21 protein-coding genes are annotated in these 21,521 nt (G+C 68.1%); 10 read left to right on the plus strand and 11 right to left on the minus strand.

All coding sequences use genetic code 11. From position 1 onward, the window contains the following. The first annotated feature begins 1 nt into the window (after nt 1). Nucleotides 2–376: a monovalent cation/H(+) antiporter subunit G gene (gene mnhG, locus CDOO_RS11635; RefSeq protein ID WP_018022790.1), complete on the plus strand. Its 375-nt coding sequence runs from the start codon at nt 2–4 to the stop codon at nt 374–376. Between the two features lie 93 nt (nt 377–469). On the opposite strand, the gene CDOO_RS13380 is transcribed toward mnhG, so the two are convergent. From CDOO_RS13380 to CDOO_RS11655, 4 genes are read right to left on the minus strand one after another with little or no spacing between them, the layout of a single operon-like run. Continuing rightward, nucleotides 470–955, minus strand: coding sequence for an alpha/beta fold hydrolase (locus tag CDOO_RS13380; protein ID WP_018022789.1), 486 nt, complete (start codon nt 953–955; stop codon nt 470–472). Between the two features lies 1 nt (nt 956). Further along, nucleotides 957–2,087, minus strand: coding sequence for a glutamate--cysteine ligase (locus CDOO_RS11645; RefSeq protein ID WP_018022788.1), 1,131 nt, complete (start codon nt 2,085–2,087; stop codon nt 957–959). Then, on the minus strand, nt 2,088–2,849 hold the full coding sequence (locus tag CDOO_RS11650) for a LytR C-terminal domain-containing protein (RefSeq protein ID WP_018022787.1): 762 nt from the start codon (nt 2,847–2,849) through the stop codon (nt 2,088–2,090). It abuts the gene before it with no gap. A 24-nt stretch (nt 2,850–2,873) separates the two neighbouring features. Then, the gene (locus CDOO_RS11655) at nt 2,874–3,134 is read right to left on the minus strand and encodes a DUF3263 domain-containing protein (RefSeq protein WP_026159476.1); all 261 of its coding nucleotides are present in this window, start codon (nt 3,132–3,134) and stop codon (nt 2,874–2,876) included. Between CDOO_RS11655 and CDOO_RS11660 the strand changes: the two genes are divergently transcribed. The 4 genes from CDOO_RS11660 to CDOO_RS11675 all read left to right on the plus strand — a co-directional run bounded on the left by CDOO_RS11660 (nt 3,133) and on the right by CDOO_RS11675 (nt 5,513). Next, nucleotides 3,133–3,735 carry a peptide deformylase gene (locus tag CDOO_RS11660; protein ID WP_018022785.1) on the plus strand — a complete coding sequence of 201 codons (603 nt, stop codon included), beginning with the start codon at nt 3,133–3,135 and terminating at the stop codon, nt 3,733–3,735. The two genes, CDOO_RS11655 and CDOO_RS11660, sit on opposite strands and share 2 nt — an antisense overlap. Continuing rightward, nucleotides 3,736–4,707 (plus strand): N-acetylglutamate synthase, CG3035 family, encoded by a 972-nt coding sequence (locus CDOO_RS11665; protein WP_018022784.1) that lies wholly within the window; start codon nt 3,736–3,738, stop codon nt 4,705–4,707. Between the two features lie 90 nt (nt 4,708–4,797). After that, nucleotides 4,798–5,217, plus strand: coding sequence for a hypothetical protein (locus CDOO_RS11670; protein ID WP_018022783.1), 420 nt, complete (start codon nt 4,798–4,800; stop codon nt 5,215–5,217). After that, the gene (locus CDOO_RS11675; RefSeq protein WP_018022782.1) at nt 5,214–5,513 is read left to right on the plus strand and encodes a winged helix-turn-helix domain-containing protein; all 300 of its coding nucleotides are present in this window, start codon (nt 5,214–5,216) and stop codon (nt 5,511–5,513) included. The genes CDOO_RS11670 and CDOO_RS11675 overlap by 4 nt, the downstream gene beginning before the upstream one ends. A gap of 855 nt (nt 5,514–6,368) precedes the next feature. Here the strand turns inward: CDOO_RS11675 and CDOO_RS11680 are convergent. Next, a complete protein-coding gene (locus CDOO_RS11680) occupies nt 6,369–7,535 on the minus strand; it encodes an MFS transporter (RefSeq protein ID WP_018022781.1) in 1,167 nt (388 codons plus the stop codon). A gap of 160 nt (nt 7,536–7,695) precedes the next feature. On the opposite strand from CDOO_RS11680, the gene CDOO_RS11685 reads away from it, so the two are divergent. Together CDOO_RS11685 and cls are read left to right on the plus strand one after the other, a co-directional pair. Next, entirely contained in the window at nt 7,696–8,514 is an 819-nt protein-coding gene (locus tag CDOO_RS11685) for an exodeoxyribonuclease III (protein WP_018022780.1), read from the plus strand. Nucleotides 8,515–8,524: 10 nt separating this feature from the next. Beyond that, on the plus strand, nt 8,525–10,006 hold the full coding sequence (cls, locus tag CDOO_RS11690) for a cardiolipin synthase (protein ID WP_018022779.1): 1,482 nt from the start codon (nt 8,525–8,527) through the stop codon (nt 10,004–10,006). A gap of 2 nt (nt 10,007–10,008) precedes the next feature. On the opposite strand, the gene CDOO_RS11695 is transcribed toward cls, so the two are convergent. From CDOO_RS11695 to CDOO_RS11710, 4 genes are read right to left on the minus strand one after another with little or no spacing between them, the layout of a single operon-like run. Continuing rightward, nucleotides 10,009–11,217, minus strand: coding sequence for a multidrug effflux MFS transporter (locus tag CDOO_RS11695; RefSeq protein ID WP_038573436.1), 1,209 nt, complete (start codon nt 11,215–11,217; stop codon nt 10,009–10,011). Further along, nucleotides 11,217–11,996, minus strand: a complete 780-nt coding sequence (locus CDOO_RS11700; protein WP_018022776.1) for an ABC transporter permease — start codon at nt 11,994–11,996, stop codon at nt 11,217–11,219. Before CDOO_RS11700 ends, CDOO_RS11695 begins: the two co-directional genes overlap by 1 nt. Nucleotides 11,997–12,011: 15 nt before the next feature. Beyond that, nucleotides 12,012–12,980, minus strand: coding sequence for an ABC transporter ATP-binding protein (locus tag CDOO_RS11705; protein ID WP_020384679.1), 969 nt, complete (start codon nt 12,978–12,980; stop codon nt 12,012–12,014). A gap of 30 nt (nt 12,981–13,010) precedes the next feature. After that, a complete protein-coding gene (locus CDOO_RS11710; RefSeq protein WP_018022774.1) occupies nt 13,011–13,529 on the minus strand; it encodes an NUDIX domain-containing protein in 519 nt (172 codons plus the stop codon). Between the two features lie 88 nt (nt 13,530–13,617). On the opposite strand from CDOO_RS11710, the gene CDOO_RS11715 reads away from it, so the two are divergent. From CDOO_RS11715 to CDOO_RS11725, 3 genes are read left to right on the plus strand one after another with little or no spacing between them, the layout of a single operon-like run. Beyond that, on the plus strand, nt 13,618–15,111 hold the full coding sequence (locus CDOO_RS11715) for a hypothetical protein (RefSeq protein ID WP_081610394.1): 1,494 nt from the start codon (nt 13,618–13,620) through the stop codon (nt 15,109–15,111). Further along, on the plus strand, nt 15,108–16,151 hold the full coding sequence (locus CDOO_RS11720; RefSeq protein ID WP_018022772.1) for a transporter substrate-binding domain-containing protein: 1,044 nt from the start codon (nt 15,108–15,110) through the stop codon (nt 16,149–16,151). The genes CDOO_RS11715 and CDOO_RS11720 overlap by 4 nt, the downstream gene beginning before the upstream one ends. Further along, nucleotides 16,148–18,676: a serine/threonine protein kinase gene (locus CDOO_RS11725; RefSeq protein ID WP_018022771.1), complete on the plus strand. Its 2,529-nt coding sequence runs from the start codon at nt 16,148–16,150 to the stop codon at nt 18,674–18,676. Before CDOO_RS11720 ends, CDOO_RS11725 begins: the two co-directional genes overlap by 4 nt. A gap of 152 nt (nt 18,677–18,828) precedes the next feature. Here the strand turns inward: CDOO_RS11725 and CDOO_RS11730 are convergent, their stop codons facing one another. Together CDOO_RS11730 and pta are read right to left on the minus strand one after the other, a co-directional pair. Next, nucleotides 18,829–20,022, minus strand: a complete 1,194-nt coding sequence (locus CDOO_RS11730) for an acetate kinase (protein WP_018022770.1) — start codon at nt 20,020–20,022, stop codon at nt 18,829–18,831. Beyond that, entirely contained in the window at nt 20,022–21,389 is a 1,368-nt protein-coding gene (pta, locus tag CDOO_RS11735; RefSeq protein ID WP_018022769.1) for a phosphate acetyltransferase, read from the minus strand. The genes CDOO_RS11730 and pta overlap by 1 nt, the downstream gene beginning before the upstream one ends. Between the last annotated feature and the right edge of the window lie 132 nt (nt 21,390–21,521).

A 21,521-nucleotide genomic window follows, 5' to 3' on the forward strand; every position in this document is an offset into this window, starting at 1 on the left:
CATGTCCCTGATCCTCGACATCATCTCGCTGGTGCTCATCATCCCCGGCGCGCTCTTTGTCTTCTCCGCCGCCATCGGCGTGGTGCGTTTCCGCGACACCATGTCGCGTGTCCACGCGATCACCAAACCGCAGACCACGGGCCTGATCCTGGTGATCCTGGGTACCGTCATCCACATCGTCAACTCCGACGACTTCACCGTCACCGAGAGCTCCGACATGGGCATGCTGCTGCTCCTGGTCATCTTCGCCCTGATGACCTCCCCGGTCACCGCGCAGCGCCTCGGCCGCATCGCCCGCCGCGAGGGGCTCTACGGTCCGAAGGACACCATGACACGTAACGACGCCCCCGCCGATAAAACCGTCCGGCGCCGGTAGTTCGTTTTCCTCGACCACGGTTTCCCGACCACTTGGTCGATCCGGGCTAAATGACCAAGCGGTCGAACAACCGTGGTCGAACAAACTGAGGGCCTACAGCCCCAGCGGCCCGCGGACCTCGTCGATGAACCCGACCGGGTCCACGCGGTAGTCCGCGCCACCGGGCTGCGCGGGGACTTTCAGCAGATCGGCCACCCGCTGCGCCTGGCGGGAGCTGCCGAGCACGGTCACCTCGGCGGCGATGTCGTTTAGCCGGGCGAGGGTGGTGGAGGTGGCGTCGATAAGCTCCTTCTTCCTTCCGCCGAGGAGGAACCCGGGCAGGAGGCGCAGGGCGCGTTCGTCGGGAAGCACGGGGTCGACGAGCACGAGGCGGGAGACGCGGTGCGGCTGCGTGGCGGCGAAGTCGCAGGCCACGAGTGCGCCGGGGCCGTGGGCGACGATGTCGACGCGGCGGATTTCCTCGCGGTCGAGGAGTTTCTCCAGCTCACCCATGACCGGGCGCGCCTTCACACCTGCGGGGAGGTGGTTGATGACGTCGGTCCAGGTGTCGGGGAGCCCGCCGCCGATGAGGATGAGCATGTCAGCGCTCCGGCAGCAGCTGGGTCATCTCGTCGCAGGTCGCGTCGACGACGGGCTTCCAGTCCCCGCGCAGGTCGTGCAGGCGACGCTGACGGGCGTAGCCGGCGCCGCGCTGGGAGAACTCGCGCACGAGCTCGAGCTCGGTGGCGCAGTCCAGCTCCCGGGCGAGGGGAAGGAGCGTATCGACGAGCTCGTCAAGCTCCTGCGTCACCCACCTCTCCTCCGTGTCCCGGGAGGTGACCACGAGCGCCTCCATGCCGTAGCGGGCCGCGCGCCACTTGTTCTCCGCCAGGTGCCAGGGCTGGAGCGTGGGCAGGGTCTCGCCGCGGTCGATCATGCGGTCGTAGTGCACCACCAGGCAGTGCGTCAGCGCCACCAGCGCCGAGAGTTCGCGCAGGTTACTCGTGGCGTCGGAGACCCGCACCTCGATGGTCCCCCACTTGGAGGCGGGACGGATGTCGAAGTGCATGGAGCCCGTGTGGTTGGTGACCCCGGAGGTGGCCTGGTCGATCTGGAACTGCTCCCACTCGGCCCAGGAACCGAACTGATACGGCATGCCGGCGGTGGGAAGCTGCTGGTAGAGCATGGTGCGGTTGGAGGCGTAACCCGTGTCGATGCCGTCCCAGCCCGGCGAGCTCGCGGAGAGCGCGAGCAGGTGCGGGTACTTGGTCATCAGGGCGTTGATGATGGGCCAGACGCGGTCCTCGTGGCTGATGCCCACGTGCACGTGCACACCCCAGATGAGCATCTGCTGCCCCCAGTACTGGGTGCGGTTGATGATCTCCGCGTAGGTCATCTTCGCGCTGACCGGCTGCTTGCGGAAGTCGGAGAACGGGTGGGAGCCGGAGCCCCAGAGACGCACGCCGAGCTCGTCGGCCCCCTCGCGCAGGGCGGCGACGTGCGTGGACAGCTCCGCCACGGCTGTGGGCACGCTGGTGTGGATGCCGGTGACCAACTCCACGGTGTTCTGCAGGAATTCGCGTTCGAAGTGGATGTCCGGGTGGCGGGCGTTGACCAGGTCGATGAGATTCGCGGCCCGCGGGACCAGGTCCCGGGTCTCCGGGTCGATGACGCCGATCTCCCACTCCACGCCGAGCGTGGGGTTCGGGGAGCGCTTGAAGTTCTCCGCCATCTAGATCTTCACGTCACCGATGAGCGCGAGAGTGATGTTGCCCGGCGCGGTCATCTCGGCGGGTAGCTCGTTGATGTTGGGTTTGACCACGGCCGGCACCCCGTTCTTCGTGCCGATCTCCTCGGCGAGCGCGTGGGCGGCTGCCTCGGAGGCGGCGTCGCCCTCGCGGTAGAAGACGGTGGTCTCGGTGAGCGTGACCTGCTCGCCCGGGAGGTTGCCGTGCTCGCCGACCTGGGTGCCGTCGGCACGCAGATCGTTGTAGATGCGCTCGGCCAGGCCGCCCTCGGTGGAGTTGTTCACCACGTTGACCTTGGTCTCACCGGCGGCGGGGGCTGCGCCGTTGCCGCCGGCCGGCGGAGTCACGCTGCCGTCGCGGTTGATCACGCCGCCGGGCGGGGTGGTGCCCTGCGCACTCTCGGGCGAGGCGGGCGCGGGAGCGCCGTTGCTGCTCGGCGCCGGCGCGGGCACGGCGGTGTTGCCGCTGGTCTGGTCCTGCGAGACCTGCGGCGCGGTAGCGGTGGTCTCCCCGCCGGCAGCCGAGGAGTTTTCCTCGCCGCCGCGGGTCAGGGAGTACAGGCCCCACAGGCCGAGCATGACGGCAACGGCGATGAGGATCATGGCCAGGCCGCGCAGCGGGAGGCCGGCGGCGGCTGCCCCGCCCTCGCCGCGGGAGGCGCGGTGGCTGCCTTCGGTGGCTGCGGCAGCGTCGGCGCGGTCGTCGATGGTCTCGTCGTACTGGTTGTCAGGATTCACATTCGTCACACGCGTAACACTAGTGCACGTTCGTCACTTTTCGACGGCAGCCCGCTCATCGGCGCGTCGATCCCGGATCCTGCGCAGGCGGGCGGTGAGGGTGGGATAGGCGGACATGGCTGCGGGGACGTCGATAAGCACGTTCAACCGCTGGTAGTAGCGCATCGGGCTCAGCCCCAGCTGCGCGCGGATCGCCTCCTCCTTCGCGCCGACGGAACGGGGCGCGCTGCGTTCGAATTCCAGGATGCGGGCATCGGATTCGCTGAGATCTGGCATGCCTAGACTGTAGGACATGTCAATCCGCCCCATCGTCATCCACGGCGACCCCGTACTGCACAACCCCACCGAGCTCGTCACCGAGAGCCCCGCGGAACTCGCCGAGCTCATCGCCGACATGCACGAGACCATGGACGCCGCCCACGGCGTCGGCCTCGCCGCCAACCAGGTCGGCGTGAACAAACGCCTCTTCGTCTACCACTGCCCCGACATGGACGGCCCCGACGGCACCGAGCTGGAGGACGGCGGAATGCGCCGCGGCACCATCATCAACCCCGTGCTGGAGACCAGCGAGATCCCCAAGACCATGCCGGAGGATGACGGCGAGGAGGACGAGGCCTGCCTCTCCGTACCCGGCGAGTCCTTCCCCACCGGGCGCGCCGACTGGGCACGCGTGACCGGCACCGACGAAAACGGCGACCCCGTCTCCGTGGAGGGCTACGGGTTCTTCGCCCGCTGCCTGCAGCACGAGGTCGGCCACCTCGACGGATTCGTCTACACCGACACCCTCATCGGCCGCTACAAGCGCCAGGCCAAGAAGACCATCAAGGCCAACGGGTGGACCGAGCCGGGCCAGACCTGGACCCCGGGCGTCGACGAGGACCCCTTCGGCCACTAGATGTCCCGCATCTTCCGCTCCGACGAGGTCACCGTGGGCGAGCGCGTGGTGGTGCGCCGCCGCCTCGAAGGCGTGTTCTCCGACGTCATCGGTCACGTCACCGCGCTCGACCCGCTGACGGTGCGCCCCCAGGAGGTGGGCGGCTACCCGTCCTCCCTCGACTCGGTGGTGATCCCTTCCGAGCAGATCCACGTCGTCAAACGCCTGTCCCCGCGGCGCATCCGTAACTCCGACATCCGCCACGTGGAGACGGCCTACGCGCGTGCCTTCCCCGGCACCGACCACGCCTGGACCTCCGACGGCCAGTGGCTCATGCGCGCCGGCGACGGCATCACCGAGCGTTCCAACTCCGCCACGCCCCTGGGCCGCTCGGCGGGGTTCTCGCCGGTGCCGCTGGACGAGATCGCCGCGTTCTACCAGGCCCGTAACCTGCCGGTTCGCCTGCATCTTCCGGAGCGCCTCGGCGCGTCCGCTCTCGGGTTGATTGAGGGTTGGTCGTTGTCGCCGGAGATCCTGGTGATGACCCGCTCGCTGTCCTCGCTGCCGCCGAGTGACGGCGAGGGTTTCTCCGTCGACCCCCAGCCCGACGACGAGTGGCTCTCGCTCTATCACTTCCGCGGCCGGGCGCTGCCGCCCGCGGCACTTGCTTTGCTCTCGGAGCAGATCGACGGCGAGATGGGCTTCGGCCGCCTGCGCCTGGACGGTGAGACCGTCGCCATCACCCGCGCCACCCTGACCACCTCCGACGACGAGCGCCTTTGGCTCGGCTACTCCGCGGTCGAAGTGGCAGAAGCTTATCGACGCCGCGGCCTGGGCACCCGCCTCGGCGCCGAAGTGTTGGCCTGGGGCGCCTCCCGCGGGGCTTCAGACGCTTATCTGCAGGTCATCGCCTCCAACACCGCCGGGATCTCGCTCTACGAGAAGCTGGGTTTCCTCGAGCACCACCGCCACCGGTACGCGACCCTCCGCTGAGGGCTTGCCAGAGTGGAAAGTCCCCGGCTATGGTTGCGGCCAGTTACTTTCCATTCCGGAAAACACTTTCTTCCGACAGGAGCACCCGCCATGTCCCAGCCCCTCTCTCCCGCCGAAGCCGCCGCCCGGCTCGACATCGCCGGTGCCCTTTCGCGGCGCACCCAGGTGTTCAACACCGCGTGGGCCAGCTACGCGTTCTTCGCCGCGGCCGCGACGATCATGGTCCTCGGCCAGTGGGCCACCGACAACTACGGTGTCCCGCAGACCCCCTGGCTCCTCGTCGGCCTGACCTGGAACACCATCGGCGTGCTGGTGATTGTGCTGGTCAACGCCCGCAGCTCCTTCGCCCGGCGCGGGTTCGGCCGCAACTGGTTCATTGCCCTGGGCTTGTGGATGCTCACCTTCCTCGCCGGCATGCTCCTGCCCGTCTCGCCGTTCCTCGCCCTGCTCTTCCCCGTCTACGCCGCGGTGGGCATCCTCCTCGAGGTTCGGGCGGTGAACCAGCCGTGAGCACCCACCCACGCGCGGAGCTCAACCCGGACTTCGCCAACCCCCTGCGCTTCTCGCTCATGGCGCTGCTGGTCAAGGTGGAGAGGATGCCGTTCAAGGAGGCACGCGCCTTCCTGGACACCTCCGACTCACAGCTCTCCAAACACGCCAGCGCGCTGGCGGATGCGGGCTACGTGAAGATCCACAAGTCCTTCATCGGCAAGACCCCCGTCACCGCCTACTCCGCCACCTCCGCCGGAGTGAAGGCGTGGGAAGCCCATCTCGACGCCCTGCGCAGCATTGTTGAGGGGGGCTAGTCTCACACGGAAAACAAGTCAGCCCCCGCACTCAGAGTGCGGGGGCTGACCGAGGTATCCGCACCGATCTACACGGTGCTCGATACCTGAACCATATACGCTTTGCCCATGGCCGACAAGCCCTCCCCAGAGGATGTTCTCTCCGCGTCGAGGTTTGCACCCTATCTAGCGGAGACCGATAACGATCACGAACTGGCGATGGAGCTCTATCGCTGGGGTGTTGAACTCGCCGGCTCGTGGCACTCGCATATTTCTTACGTAGAAGTTGCCGTTCGAAATTCGATCGACCGTCAACTCCGGCACTGGAACAGCCAGCAGACGCACTACGGATCCAGGCTAAGCGAGGAATGGACGGGCGAACACAACACCGCAGTCCCACTTCACCACATACTCGCTAGTGGCTTGGCGTCTGCCCGAATTTAAGCTTCCAAAGAGGTCGAAAGGCGAAGCCCGCGTCATCCGAGGTATGGGGTTTCTCCTTCTCACGAGGACGTTCTCGTTCACCTTCCCCTGGGGTCCTGGTCGCGGCTCTTCCTCAATCCGGGTGAGAGCTCCCCTAACGAGCAGCAGAAAGCCCTGTGGGATGACTGCCTGAAATACGCTTTCCCCTTCGCGAAGTATTCGGATCAGCGAGGGCAGATGCGAGTGGGACGAACGCTGGAGACTTTTCGGAAGCTTCGAAACCGGATCAGCCATCACGACAATCTCCTCCGGGTGCAAACAAAGAAGCGCCTCAACGAATCACTTGCACTCATCGGATCAATCGACCCCGGTTATCCAGAATTAATAATGCAGAGAAATTCCCTGCGTCGATTAGACCGCGAAGACCCCCGCCGGCGGCCGTAGCCTACTGACCTACGCCTTCCCCTTCATCGCGCCCGAGAACAGCAGCACCACCACCCCGACCACCGGCACGACAAAGAGCGCGGCCCGCAGCCCCTCGACCTCGGACAGCAACCCGATGAGCGGCGACGCCACCAGCCCGCCGATGCGCATCAGCCAGGACACCACGGTCAGGCCTGTCGACGGCCGCAGCCCCTCAATCTTGTCCGCCGTGGCCATGACCCCGGGAATGAGCGTGGCCATGCCGAACCCCGTGGCCACGAAGCCTGCCAACATCACCCAGGTCACCGGCACAGACAGCGCGACGCCGAAGCCCGCGATGATGAGTGCGCCACCGATCCGGGCGACGGCCCCCTGGCCCAGGCGGTCGATGAGCCCGTCGCCTAGCAGCCGCCCGATGAACTGCCCGCCGATGAGCGCGATGAACCCGAAGGCGGCCACCGTGGCCGACGCATCCGCCTCGGTGCGCAGGTAGAGCGCGGCCCAGGAGTTGGCCACGTCCTCGATCATCGCCGCGCCGATGCCCACCAGCGACAACGCGCCGATGAGCAGCACGACCCGGGCGTTCACGTGGTTGGTGGTCACGGGCGCGCTCGCGGCCTCGACCGGTGCGGTGTCCGGGCCGGGGAGGCAGTACCGGTAGGCGCCGAAGGCGAGGATGAGGACAAGGAGCGTCGATACGCTCATGTGCACCGCGCGGGAGGCATCCAGGGCGATGGCCGCGGCTGCCATGAGCCCGCCGACGACGGCGCCGAGTGACCAGACGGCGTGGAAGGAGTTGATGATGGAGCGGCCGTACCGGCGTTCCACGCGCAGGCCGTGGGCGTTCTGGCCGACGTCCGTCAGCGCGTCTGCGGCGCCGGCGGCGAACAGGGCGAGCGCGAAGGCCACCGCGGTCGGCGCGATGCCCGCGGCGAGCAGGGCGAACGCGGCGAACGCCGTGCCCACCACGGCGACGACTCGCGAGTTGAAGCGCCTGACCAGCATCGCCGCCAGCAGGCCCGCAGCCAGCGCGCCGGCCGGGAACGCCGCCACGGACAGCCCGTACACCGCGTCGCCCATGGCCAGGTCGGCCTTGACCTCGGGGTAACGCGGGGCCAAGTTGGCAAAGACGGCGCCGTTGGTGAAAAAGAGCGTGGCGACGCCCGCCCGCGCACGCCTCAGTTCAATCGACACCATTCGTGCGATCGTACCGGGGCCGCTCCTGCCGGTCGGATGGACGCGGTCTGCTGCAGACCAGCGCAGCCGCGCGTCGGTCGGATTCACTGCCGAATCCGACCGCGTCCTTCCGACCAACCGACCCGGACCAAGCCCCGCCGCCCCCGGTACGCTGTCCCCCATGCGAATCGCCACGTGGAACGTCAACTCGGTGCGCAGCCGCGCCGACCGCATGATCGACTTTCTCAAGCGCCACGACATCGACGTGCTCGCCGTCCAGGAGACCAAGGTCAGGGACGACAAGTTCCCCTACCTCGTCTTCGAGGAGGCCGGCTACCAGGTCGCGCACGTCGGTTACAGTCAGTGGAACGGCGTGGCCATCATCTCCCGCGTCGGGCTAGAGGACGTCGCCGACCACTTCCCCGGCCAGCCCGGATTCCACAAGGACCCCGCCAAACCCCAGGACGCGGAGGCCCGGGCCGTGGGCGCGACCTGCGGCGGCGTACGGGTGTGGTCGCTCTACGTGCCCAACGGCCGGGAGATCGGCGACCCGCACTACGACTACAAACTCGCCTTCTTCTACGCCCTCGCCCGCCACACCGAACAGGAACTCCAGCAGCACGAGAAACTCGTGCTCATGGGTGACTTCAACGTCGCCCCCCGCGACGAGGACGTGTGGGACATTTCCCTGTTCGAGGGCAAGACCCACATCACCGAGCCGGAGCGCGCGGCCATGGCCATGCTCGAGGACGCCGGGCTGCGCGAGGTCACCCGCGATCTGACCCACGAGCACTACACCTACTGGGACTACAAGTCCATGAGGTTCCAGAAGGGCGAGGGCATGCGCATCGATTTCCAGCTGGCCTCGCAGAAGCTGGCTGGCCAGGCGAAAGACGCGTTCGTGGACACCGAGGAGCGCTCCGGAAAGGGAGCCTCCGACCACGCGCCGGTGGTCGTGGAATACACGGACACCGGCAAGGACTACGACAACGTGAGGTAAGTTCGACCGGGTGAACATCAACCTCGACCAGAACACCTGGCAGGTTGTCATCCTGGTGCTCGACTACGCCATCAAGATCGCCGCGGTGGGAATCGTGCCGGAGGGCAGGCGGCCGTCGTCAAGCAATGCCTGGCTGCTGCTCATCCTCCTGCTGCCCGTGGTGGGCCTGCCCCTGTTCCTGCTCATGGGTTCGCCGTACATCAACCGTCGCCGCCACCGCATCCAGCAGGAGGCGAACGCGATGATCGAGGACGTGCACAACGGCACGCCCGACGAGCCGGAGAACGTCGACTTCGGCCCCGAGCTCAGCTCGATCCTCCACCTCTCGCGCGCGCTCACCGGCTTTCCGGCTGTGCTCGGGCACAACCGGGGCCTGTGGGCGGACTACAACCAGGCGATGCAGCGCCTGGCCGACGCCATCGACGAGGCCGAGGAATACATCCATGTGGAGATCTATATCACCGCGTGGGACGAGACCACCGACGTGTTCTTCCGCGCGCTGGAACGTGCCGTGGACCGGGGTGTCCAGGTGCGTTACCTCTTCGACCAGATCGGGTCGCTGAAGTACCCCGGCTACCGCAAGCTGGGCAAACGGCTCACCGAGATCGGGATCGACTGGCAACCGATGCTCCCGCTGGCTCCGTGGCGTGGCCGCTTCCGCCGCCCGGACCTGCGCAATCACCGCAAGATCGTGGTCATCGACGGCGACGTCGGCTTCATCGGCTCCATCAACATGATCGACCGCAGCTACCTCATGCGTGCCAACCGCCGGATCGGGCGCCAGTGGGTGGACTACCTCGTGGAGTTCACCGGGCCCATTGTCGCATCCTTCGAGTCGATGTTCGCCGTGGACTGGTACACCGAGTCGGGCGAGGCCCTGGACATCCGCCCGCCGCATGACATCGGCGGCCAGCCGGGCGACGCCAACGTGGTGCAGCTCGTCCCCTCGGGCCCCGGCTACACCACCTCGCCCAACCTGCGGGTGTTCACCTCGCTCATCCACCACGCCAAACACCGGCTGATCATCTGCTCGCCGTACTTCGTGCCCGACGAATCCATCCTCGAGGCCGTGACCACCGCCGCGTACCGGGGCGTGCGGGTGGAGCTGCTCGTCTCCGAGAAGGGCGACCAGTTCTTTGTCCACCACGCGCAGTCGTCGTACTACCAGAGCCTTCTCGAGGCCGGGATCCACATCTACCAGTTCCCCGAGCCCTTTGTCCTACACTCCAAGTTCGTCCTCGCCGACCCCGACGACGAGGGCCTGGCCCCCGTGGGCGCGTTAGGCTCCTCGAACCTGGACATGCGCTCCTTCGGCCTCAACTACGAGTCGACGGTGCTCGTCGCCGAGGGGGATCTCATCGATCAGCTGCGTCACCTGGCCGAGAACTACCAGGCCGTCTCCCGCGTGCTGACCCTGGCACGCTGGAACCGGCGCGGCTGGGCCAGGCGCTACGTGGACAACGTCGCCAAGCTCACGTCCGCTCTCCAGTAACGCTAATCGACGCTCGCCTGCCGGCCCGTCGCGCGCCACGCGGCACCCGCCGCGACGACGGAGAAACACGCCATCCCCAGTGCCATCGCCAGCCCGGCGCTGTCGCCGAGACCCATGAGTGGGCCGACCGCTCCGGCCGCGGTGAACTGGAAGAATCCCATGAGCGCCGCGGCGGACCCGGCGTGGGAGCGGACCTGCAGCTGACCCAGCGAGAGGGCGTTGGTCTGGATGAGGCCCTGGGTGGACACGCTGACAAACAGCAGCGCAAAGACCGGCCAGTGCGCCGGCGTGCCGGAGAGCATGACCGCCAGCAGGGTGAGCGCGGACGCGACGTAGACCAGACACGCGCCCCGCATGATCCGCCGGGGATCGACCATGTCGATCAGCCGGGCGTTGACCAGGTTGCCCACCAGCAGACCCACGGCGTTGAGGCCGAAGACCAGGGCGAAGACCCGCGGGGAGTAACCCATCTCGTCCTGGATGAGAAACGGCGAGGCGGAGAGGTAGCAGAAGAGGGTCATGAAGACGAAGACGACGGTGAGCAGGTAGCCGCGGTAGCCGGCGTTGCGCAGCACGTGGGCGTAGTTGCCGAAGACGTAGCGCGCCGTCACCCGTGAACGTTTCTCCACCGGCCGCGACTCCGGGATGACCAGCGCGGCGGCGAGGAGCTGGACACCCGCGAGGCCCGCGAGCACCCAGAACAGCCCGCGCCAGCCGAGCGGGGCGACGAGCAGGCCGCCCACCAGCGGGGCGATCACCGGGGCGAGCGTCTGGATGGACATCATCACCGCAAACGCCTTCGCCGCGGTGCGCCCGCCCGCGAGATCCGGGATGACCGCGCGGGAGACGACCATGCACGCGCCGCTGCCCAGGCCCTGGATCACCCGGGCGGCGATGAGAACGCCGATGCCCGAGGCGGTTGCGGCCAGCACAGCCGCCAGCAGGGCGACGACCGCGCCGCCGACCATGAGTTTCTTACGCCCCAGGCCGTCCGAGACGGGGCCGATGATGAGCTGGCCCACCGCCAGGCCCATGACAAATCCCGAGAGCGTGAGCTGGACCATCGGCGCGGTGGTGCCCAGGGACTCCGCGATCTGCGGCATCGCCGGCAGATACATGTCGATCGAGAACGGCGCCGACGCCGACAACAAGGCTATCGACGTCAGCAGCAGGGGCGAAAACCGGTAACTGTCCGGCTCAGGCGAGGTCATCACGCATCGCGTTTAAGCGTGAGCACCAGGCCCGCGACCCAGGCCACGACGGCCCAGAGGGCGAAGACCCCGAGCGAGGACCAGGAGGACCATTCGGTCCCCTCGAACGGCAGGTCCCGGAGGAAGTTGTTCATGTTCTGGAACGGCATGGTCTTGGCGATGTCGTCGCCCGCCTTCGGGATCAGGCGCAGGAACTGGTCGAAGCCGAGCAGCCAGATGATGGTGATGGCCACCGCTCCCGCCGTCTGCCTCACGAGCATGCCCAGACCCTGGACGAAGAGCACCGCCACCACCGTGGCCAGCGGAATGGCCCAGAGCAGGCGCTTGCCCGTCTCATCCTCGAACGGGGAGGTCAGATTCGCGGTGTCGCCCGACTGCAGGAGCTGGCTGACCAGGTAGGACAGCACCACCACGAGGAAGGAGATGACCGCGGCGATCACGGCGTAGAGCACGAACTTGGCCAGCAGCACCGGCCATCGGGTCGGCGTGGCCAGGAAGTTCTGCGGGACCAGCCCGAAGCGGTACTCGGTGGTGACCACCATGATCGCCTGGATGAGCAGGATGGGCAGGCCGACGGTGGTGAACGGCATGGTGAGCACGAATGGGCTCGCGCCCATGGACACCGCGCCTTCGGTGCCTGCCGTATCAACCGTGTTGCCGGCCGAGGTGATGATCGCCGCGACGCCGACGCTGATAACAAAGACCAGGCTAGTGGTCCACCAGAACGACGCGGTGGAGCGGAGTTTGGTCCACTCGGACTTGAGGGTGTTGAAGAACATCGTGCGGGGGTTTCCTTACTTCTCGTCCGGGAGGGCTGCCTTCGGCGCAGGCGCCGGCGCGGGTGCGGCCGAGTTGCCGTGGTACTGCACGGACCCCTCGGTCATCTGGAAGAACGCCTCCTCCAGGGACGCGGCCTTCTCCGACAGCTCGGAGAGCATCACGCCGGTCGAGTACGCCAGCGCGCCAATCTCGTCGGAGGAACGGTCCTGCACCAGCAGGCTCGGCCGGCCCTCGGAGTCCCGGCCCTCGGTGAAACCGATGCCCTCCTCGGTCAGGGCGGCGCCGAACTCCGCGAGGTGCTCGGCGCGCACCACCACCGTGCGGGTGGAGTGCTCGCGGATGAAGTCCTGCACCGTCGTGTCCGCGATGAGTTTGCCCTGGCCGATGACCACGAGGTTCTCCGCGGTCTGCGCCATCTCGGACAAGAGGTGGGAGGAGACGAGCACCGTGCGGCCCTCCCGGGCGAGCGTCTGCATGAGTCCGCGGACCCAGCGGATGCCCTCGGGGTCGAGTCCGTTGACGGGCTCGTCGAGAAGCAGCACGCCGGGATCACCGAGCAGTGCCCCCGCCAGGCCGAGGCGCTGCCCCATGCCCAGCGAGAAGCCGCCGGCCTTCTTGCCGGCGACGTCGCTGAGGCCAACCAGTCCGAGCACCTCGTCGACGCGGCTGACGGGGATGCCGTTCGCCTGGGCGATCCACTTCAGGTGCGCGGCGGCGGAGCGGTTGGGATGCACGGCCTTGGCATCGAGCAGCGCGCCCACCTCCGTGATCGGGCACCGGATGTCGCGGTAGTTGACGCCGTTGATCGCCGCCCTGCCCGCGGTGGGGTTGTCCAGACCGACGAGCATGCGCATCGTCGTGGACTTACCCGCGCCGTTGGGGCCGAGGAATCCCGTGACCACGCCGGGCTTGACCGTGAACGACAGGTCGTCGACTGCGCGCACGCCTCTGTACTGTTTGGTCAGGCCAACTGCTTCAATCATGGCACCAACAATGCCATACACCTCGGACTCCTACCGGAGGAGACCCAGCACGCGCTCCCGCAGGACAGGCACCGCGGCGGCGAAGGCGGGCAGTAGATTGCGGGTCTCCAGCTGGCTCAGCGGGACCCACGCGAGCTCGAGCGCCTCGTCGTTGTGGGTCACCAGTAGCCGGTCGCCGCCGACAGTCAGGGCGAGGACGCAGGTGTAACTCCAGTCGCCGCAGAGCTCCGGGCGTTCCGGGTCGGCCGCGAAGGGCCCGGCCGTGACCTGCGTGTCCAGCACCTCCACCGCCGCGGGGTCGACGGCGGTTTCCTCCACTGCCTCGCGCAGGGCGGCGTCGACAGGCGTCTCATGCGAGTCTCGGGCGCCACCCGGCAGGGCCCACGTCCCGCCGCTGGCCGTCCACGGCGCGCGGTGCTGCAGCAGCACCTCGGGCTCGTCACCGCCGGTGGGGCGCTGCGCCACGAGGAACAGGCCCGCCGCCCCGAATCTCCCCCACACCTTCGCACCGCGCGGAGCTGCGGACCATCCATTGCCGTCACCGATCATGCGACCCACCCTAGTTCCGCCCCGGCGAGCGTGGCCCCACCGGCGCGTGGCCTGGCACACACGGGCCCGGCCGCGTTATCCTGTCCCAATGACCCTTGACGGTGAGCGGGATGCTGTGACAGCACCTGACCCGTTGATCCCCGAGGGGCCGAGCGAGGACGCATGGCTCGACCGCGCCGGGGCCGATGTGCGCACCAACATCGGCGTGAAACGCGCCCGGTGGCGCAGCACGGTCTCCGAGGCCTTCTCCTCCCCGGTCGCCAGCGTGCGCAGGACCTACAGCTTCCTGGTCACCACGCCGGGCAAGATGTTCGCCGTCACCATCTTCCTCTCCGTGGCCATCTTCGCGGCCGGCTACTCCATGTCGGCCTCGGCCACCGAGCGCCAGGACGGCCTCGACGTCCTGCTCACCGAGACGGAGCCGCTGAGTTATTCGGCACACGACCTCTACACCAACCTCTCGTTGGCGGACACGGTTGCCACCAGCGGGTTCGTCCGCCCAGGCGTGGATTCGCAGACCACCCTGGACCGCTACTACGCCGCCATCGACCAGGCGTCGGTGGCCGCCACGCAGTCCGCCTCGGGCATCGACCCGAAGGACCCGGAGGTCGCGGAGCTGGTCACCACCATCCAACGGGAGCTGCCCGTCTACACCGCCATGGTGGAGACGGCCCGGACCAACAGCCGCATGGGCAACCCCGTGGGCGTGACGTATATGACCAACGCCTCCGGCCTCATGCGCGGCGACATCCTGCCCGCCGCCTCCAAACTCTTCCAGCTCACCGGCGACAACGTCGCCGAACAGCAGACCCGGCTGACCACCCCGCAGTGGGTCCCCCTCTCCGGCCTGCTGGCGGCTGTGCTGTTCCTCGTTGCGGCGCAGTGGTGGCTGTGGCGACGCACCCGGCGCCGGTTCAACCGGGGGTTCCTCGCGGCCACGGCGATGATGGTCCTGGCGATCCTCTGGGTCGGCGTGTCCAACCTGGCCACCTGGCAGACCGGCGGGCGCGGCTTCCAGGAGGCCTCGGGCCCGTGGGACTCGCTCACCAACGCGCGGATCCTCGCCCAGGAGGCCCAGACGACGGAGACCCTCGCCCTGCTGCGCCGGGAGACGGACGCCGAACCCACCGCGGCCTTCGACAGCATGTCCCACGCGGTCACCTCGGCCATCGACGACGTCGAGGCCGCCCGGGCGGAGGGCGTCAATCTCGACGGCTTCTCCTCCCCGGCCACCTCGGCGGACCGCCAGGCCGCGGATGTGCGCGCCGCGCTGGATGACTGGAGCGGTGCCTACGACCGTTACCTCGCGGCGCTGAGCGCGGGCGACTACGACACCGCCGCCTACCTCTCCACCACCACGTCGCTGGCCCCCGGCGCGGAGCCCACCACGGCGAGCGCGGCCGGTCGCCTGGACAACGCGTTGAGCGAGCTCATCGACGGTGCCCGCACGTCCATGCGTGCCTACATCGCCGACGGTCTCGCGGCCACCACGCTCGTCGCCACCGCAGTGCTGCTGCTGGCCTTCCTGGCCGTGGTCAGCCTGTGGCTCGGCATCCGCGCCCGACTGCAGGAGTACCTGTGACCCGCATCCGACGTTTCGCCCTGCTCAGCGCAACAGCCGCAGCTGCCGCTACCAGCGCCGTCACCCTGGCCTCCTGCGTCCCCGCTCCCCAACCCACCCCGAACCTCAACCCCGGCGCGCAGGCCGCGGGCATCGACGCGGACCGGCCCGAGGACCTGGGTTTCCCGCTCCCCGACAACTCCGAGATCGAGCCCGCGGGAGCCACCGCCGCGCAGACGTCGGGAGACGAAGTGCCCGCCGGTACCCTGCGCCCGCGCCCGCAGAACCTCAACGAGGCGATCCCGACCATCCGTCAGCGCGGCCGCCTCATCGTCGGCATCGACCAGTCCATCAACGGCCTCTCCTTCCGCGACCCCGTCTCCGGGGAGCTCAGCGGCTTCGAGGTGGCGCTCTCCCGGGAGATCGCCGCGGACATCTTCGGCAACCCGGACGCGGTGGAGTTCCGCTTCATCCCATCCACCGACCGCACCGCCGCCCTCGAGCGCCGGGAGGTGGACCTGGTCGCGCAGACCCTGTCCATCACCACCGGGCGACAGCAGGAGATCCAGTTCTCCGCCCCCTACCTCTCGTCCTCGACCCGCCTGCTGGTGCAGCGCGACTCCGGGATCTCCTCCTTCGAGGATCTGCCCGGCCGGCGGGTGTGCGCGGTCGGCGCGTCGACCCCGCTGGAGACCGTGCGCAGGGTCGCCCCGGCCTCGGACATCCTCAAGGTGGCCACCTGGTCCGACTGCCTCATGGCGGTGCAGCAGCGCCAGGCTGACGCCATCATCGCCGACGACGCGATCCTGCTCGGCATCGCGGACCAGGACCCCTTCACCGTCATCCCCGACGCCGTGACCGGCGAGGAGAGCTACGGCCTGGGCATCCGCCGCAGCACCCCCAGCGACGACGCCTCCGGGCTGGTGCGCCAGGTCAACTGGACCCTGGAGCGCATCCGCAGCGATGGCACGTGGGACAGGCTTTACGACGACTGGTTCACCGATTCGCCCCTCCGGGACGAGATGCCCGCACCCGTCTACGTCGAGGAGGAGGCCCCATGAGCGCCAGCACGGGAAAGACCGGAGAGGACTACGGCGAGGAGTTCGTCGGCACGGAGGCGGCGCTGTTCGACCCCTTCGCGGACGACGAGGACTTCGACGACGGGGAGAATGTCGTCGCCGAGGCCGTCAAGTACGAACCCCACGCCGAGCAGGCCGACCACACCACCGGCAGCCTCCGGCGGGACGCGCCGGATAACCCGGGCACCTCGGCCGTGGCCTTCGACCCCTTCGCGGACGACGACGAGGACGAGGACGACGAGGAGCTCGCCGGGGTCGGCGACATCGCCGGGCTGATCAAGGACCTCGGGGCGCTGCGCGATCACCGCACTGGCCGGGACGGGGCGTCGAGACGCGAAGACACCGCAGAGCGTGCCCGCCGGGAGGCGCTGTCGACCTTCCGTTCCCGCCACGGCGCCGAGCGCAGCTCCCGGCCGGTGGCCGACGGCATGGTCGAGCTGCCCTTCATCGCCCCGGCGCGCGCGGAGGACGCGCTCATGGACCCACACTCCGAGGCGAAGAAGCCGGGCATCGCCATGCCGCAGCTCAACCCCGGGGACATCGTCGCCGAGCAGTACGAGATCCTCGGCGTCATCGGCCACGGCGGCATGGGCTGGATCTACCTCGCGCACGACCACTTCGTCGCGGACCGGCTGGTGGTGCTCAAGGGCATGCAGGCGGAGAAGACGGACGAGGAGATGGCGGCGGCGCGGGCGGAGCGGGAGTTTCTCGCGGGGATCACGCACCCGCAGATCGTGAAGATCTTCAACTTCATCGACGACGAGCGCGTGGCCGGCGGCTTCATTGTCATGGAGTTCGTCGGCGGGCCGTCGCTGCGCGCGCGCCGCAACGCCCAGGACAATCACCTGCTGCCCATCGACGTGGCCATCGGCTACATTCTGGAGATTCTCCCGGCCCTGGACTACTTGCACTCGCGCGGGGTGGTCTACAACGACCTCAAACCGGACAACATCATCGTCACCGAGGACCAGGTCAAACTCATCGACCTCGGCGCCGTCTCCGGCATCGGGGCCTACGGCTACATCTACGGCACCAAGGGATTCCAGGCCCCCGACGTGTCCACGCACGGGCCGTCGGTGGCCACGGACATCTACACAGTCGGGCGCACCCTGGCGACGCTGACCCTGGACATGCCCCGCGAGGACGGCATCTACCTCCCCGGCCTGCCCTCGCCCACCACCGACCCGACGCTGCGCCGTTTCCTCTCCTACTACCGCCTGCTCCTGCGGGCGACGCACCCGGATCCCGAGCAGCGCTTCTCCTCGCTGGCGGAACTGGAGACCCAGCTCTACGGCGTGCTGAGGGAGGTCATCGCGCTTCGCGACGGCCGCTACCACCCCCAGCAGCATTCGCTCTTCTCCCCGCAGCGCTCGACGTTCGGCACCAAACACGTCGTCTTCCGCACCGACCAGCTCATCGACGGCATCGACCGGACCATCCGCATGACCTCGGACGAGGTCGTCTCCGCCATCCCCACCCCGCTGATCGACCGCTCCGACGTCGGCGCGGCCATGCTCTCCGGCTCCTCCTACGCGGAGCCTCAGGAAGCCCTGGAGACCCTGCGCCAGGCGATGCAGACCCCGGAGTACGAGGAGTCCGCGGAAATCCCCTTCGGCGTCGTCCGCGCCATGCTCGATCTGGGGCTCACCTCCCAGGCCCGCGCCTGGCTGCAGTCCCTCTCCGAACGCCTCGGCACCGACTGGCGCTACCAGTGGTATTCCGGCGTGACCAGCATGTTTCTCGAGGACTACCAGGCCGCCCAGTCCCACTTCAACCAGGTGCTCACCATCCTCCCCGGCGAGCCCGCCCCCAAACTCGCCCTCGCGGCCGTGGACGAACTCATCCTCCAGACCCGGGAGCTGCAGAACACCCCGCTTCTCGACGAGCGGGTCGCCCGCGCCACCCCCGCCCTGGACGGCAACCTCGCCGACCTCGCCAGGGAAATCTTCGAGAATTTCCCCGGCGACGACCTCTGGTCCCACGTCACGGACGACCCCAAGCTCCTGCGTTTCCACGCCATGCGTCTCTACGGCATGGTGTGGGCCTCCAACCCCACCACCGTCTCCAGCGCCTTCGGCCTCTCCCGACTGCTGGTCGCGGAGGGGCTCACCGAGATGGCGGTGCAGGCACTCGACCGGGTGCCCCAGGCATCCAGGCACCACCGGATGGCCAAACTCACCACGGTGCTCATGCTCATTTCCGACGTGCTCACCGAGTCCCGGATCAGGCGCGCGGCCCGGCGGCTGGAGGAGATTCCCACCAACGAGCCCCGGTTCATCCAGATCAAGACCGCCGTCATGTCCGCCGCCCTGGAATTCCTCCAGGAGGCGGGCGTCGAGTCGGCGGCGAGCCACAACACGCTCTTCGACTACCCCTTCACGCAGACCGGGCTGCGCAACGGTATCGCCAACTCGTTGCGACGGCTGGCCCGGCAGGCACCCTCAGCACAGCACCGCTACGCGCTGGTGGACATCGCCAACGCGGTGCGGCCGCAGACGCTGTTCTAGGATTCGGCCCCTGGGCCCCCGCCCCCGGGAAAAGCTTCGACCACGGTTTCTCGACCGCTTGGTGGATTGGTGTCATCCACATTGCGGTCGGGAAACCGTGGTCAAGAAACCGTGGTCGGGGTTTCGCGCGAGAGACCCCCTCAGCGCAGGTGCTAGACCAGCGCGTCAGCCTTCTGCGCGATGGCGAGCTCCTCGTTCGTCGGAATGACCAAGACCTTGATGGTCGAGTCGTCCGTCGAGATCTCCCGGGCGCGGTCGCCGCGCACGGAGTTACGCTCGGGATCGATCTTGACGCCGTAGTGCTCCAGGTCGGCCAGGGCCGCCGCGCGGACGCCGATGTCGTTCTCGCCGACTCCGGCGGTGAACGTGATGGCGTCCACGCGCCCAAGGGCGATCATGTAGGCGCCGATGAAGCGTCGCAGCTGGGTGACGTAGACGTCGAGAGCACGGGCGGCCTTGGGGTCGCCGCCCACGATGTTCTCCCGGAGATCGCGGAAGTCGCTGACGCCCGAGAGCCCGAGAATGCCGGACTTCTTGTTCAGCAGCGTGTCGATCTCATCGATGCTCATCCCCGCCTGACGGTGCAGGTGGAAGATGATTCCCGGGTCGATGTCGCCGCAGCGCGTGCCCATGACCAGGCCCGCGAGCGGGGTCAGACCCATGGTGGTGTCGATGGGGTTGCCGCCACGGACCGCGGACGCGGAGGCGCCGTTGCCCAGGTGGAGGATGATCTGGTTGACGTCCGCGGCCGGCTTGCCCAGCAGCTCGGGCACCTGCTGGGAGATGAACTCGTGGCTGGTGCCGTGGAAGCCGTAGCGGCGCACCTGGTTCTCCTCGGCGACCTCGGCGTTGATGGCGTACTGGGACGCGGACGCGGGAAGTTGACGGAAGAAACCGGTGTCGAAGACCGCGACGTGCGGGACGTCCGGGAGCAGCTTCCGGGCGACCTCGATGCCGTCGATGTTGGCGGGGTTGTGCAGGGGCGCGAGCGGCACCTGCGCGCGGATCTGCTCGACGACGTCGTCGTTGATGATCTTCGGCTTTGAGAACACCTGGCCGCCGTGGACGACGCGGTGGCCCACGGAGGAGATGTCCAGCTCGCTGGGGCCGCAGCCCAGACGGTTGAGCTCGGAGATCGAGAGCTCGAGGCCCTCGGTGTGGTTGCGGATGCACTGTTCCCTGAAGTGCTTGTCACCCTCGTACTTGATGGTGAGCCTGCCGTAGGGGCTGCCGATCTGCTCGACGAGTCCGGACACTAGCGGCGGCCGGGTGGCCTCGGCCTTGGGGTCGACGATCTGGAACTTGACGGACGATGAACCTGAGTTGATGACGAGAACGTAGGCCATTACTTGGCGCCTCCTGCCTGGATTGCGGTGACGGCTACGGTGTTGACGATGTCGGCAACCGTGGCGCCGCGGGAAAGGTCGTTGACGGGCTTGTTCAGGCCCTGAAGGATCGGGCCGACCGCGAGGGCCGCACCGGTGCGCTGGGCCGTCTTGTAGCCGATGTTGCCGGCCTCGAGGTCCGGGAAGATGAACACGTTCGCCTGGCCGGCGACCTGGGAGTCCGGGGCCTTCTTGGCGGCGACGACGGGGTCACACGCGGCGTCGAACTGCAGCGGGCCGTCGACCTTGAGCTCGGGGTTGATCTTCTGCGCGGCGGCGAGCGCCTCCACGGAGCGGTCGACGTCGGGGCCGGTGCCGGAGGCTCCGGTGGAGTAGGACAGCAGAGCCACGCGCGGGTCGATGCCGAACGCCTGGGCGGTCTGCGCCGAGACGACGGCGATCTCACCGAGCTGCTCCGCGGTGGGGTTGGGGTTGACGGCACAATCGCCGAACGCCCAGAGCCGCCCGCGCATGACCATGAGGAAGATCGAGGAGACGACGGATGCCTCGGGCAAGGTCTTGATGATCTGGAAGGAGGGCTTGATGGTGTGCGCGGTGGTGTGCGCGGCGCCGGAGACCATGCCGTCGGCGAGGCCCTTGTGCACCATCATCGTGGCGAAGTAGGAGATGTCCTCCATGGTCTTCTTCGCCTCATCGATGGTCACGCCCTTCTTCTTGCGCAGCTCGGCGAAATCCGCGGCGAACTCGTTCGCCAGGGGCGAGGTGAGGTGGTCGATGATCTCGGCCTTGGAGAGATCCAGGCCCAGCTCGGCCTCGCGCTCGGCGACGGCGTCCGGGTTGCCCAGGATGGTCAGCTTCACGACGTCGGATTCAAGCAGCTCGCTCGCGGCGGTGAGCACGCGGTCGTCGTCGCCCTCGGGCAGCACGATGTGCGCGCCGGCTGCGCGAGCCTTGGTGAGCAGTTCGTGCTGGAACACGCTGGGGGACATGACCTGCGTCGCGTCCGTCTCCAGCGCGGGGCCGATGGCCCAGGCGGTGCGCTCAAAGTCGCAGGCCTCGGCGATGACGGTGCCGAAGGCCTCGGCCTGGGAGACCACGAGGTCGACGTGCGGGCCCGGGCGGTCGTAGGAGATGACCACCGGGACGCCGAGGGCGGCCGCGACCTTCGCGTCGAAGGTCTGGTTTCCGGTGCCGACCAGCAGGCTGTTGCGGCTGTCGTCGAAATGCTCAAGGACGTCACCGATGGTGGTGCCCAGCTCAGCTACGTCGACGCGCGCGAGGTCGTTGCCCCGGGCGAATCCGTCAAGATCGAGCCCGTCAAAGTTTCGGCCGACCACTGTCAGCAGTACGGAGAGATTCTCGGTCATGGTGAAGGTTGTTGCCTTTCCTGATTTGCCTAATTTTATTTCGGCCCCGTTTCGTGAGTGATCAGGGGCACACTCTAGCCGCGAACAGTCTCAGCTTACCCGGGAAAGTTTTGCCCGTCGTAGCTTCGGCCC

Origin of the sequence: Corynebacterium doosanense CAU 212 = DSM 45436, assembly GCF_000767055.1 — a bacterium.
Taxonomy (GTDB): Bacteria; Actinomycetota; Actinomycetes; order Mycobacteriales; family Mycobacteriaceae; genus Corynebacterium; species Corynebacterium doosanense.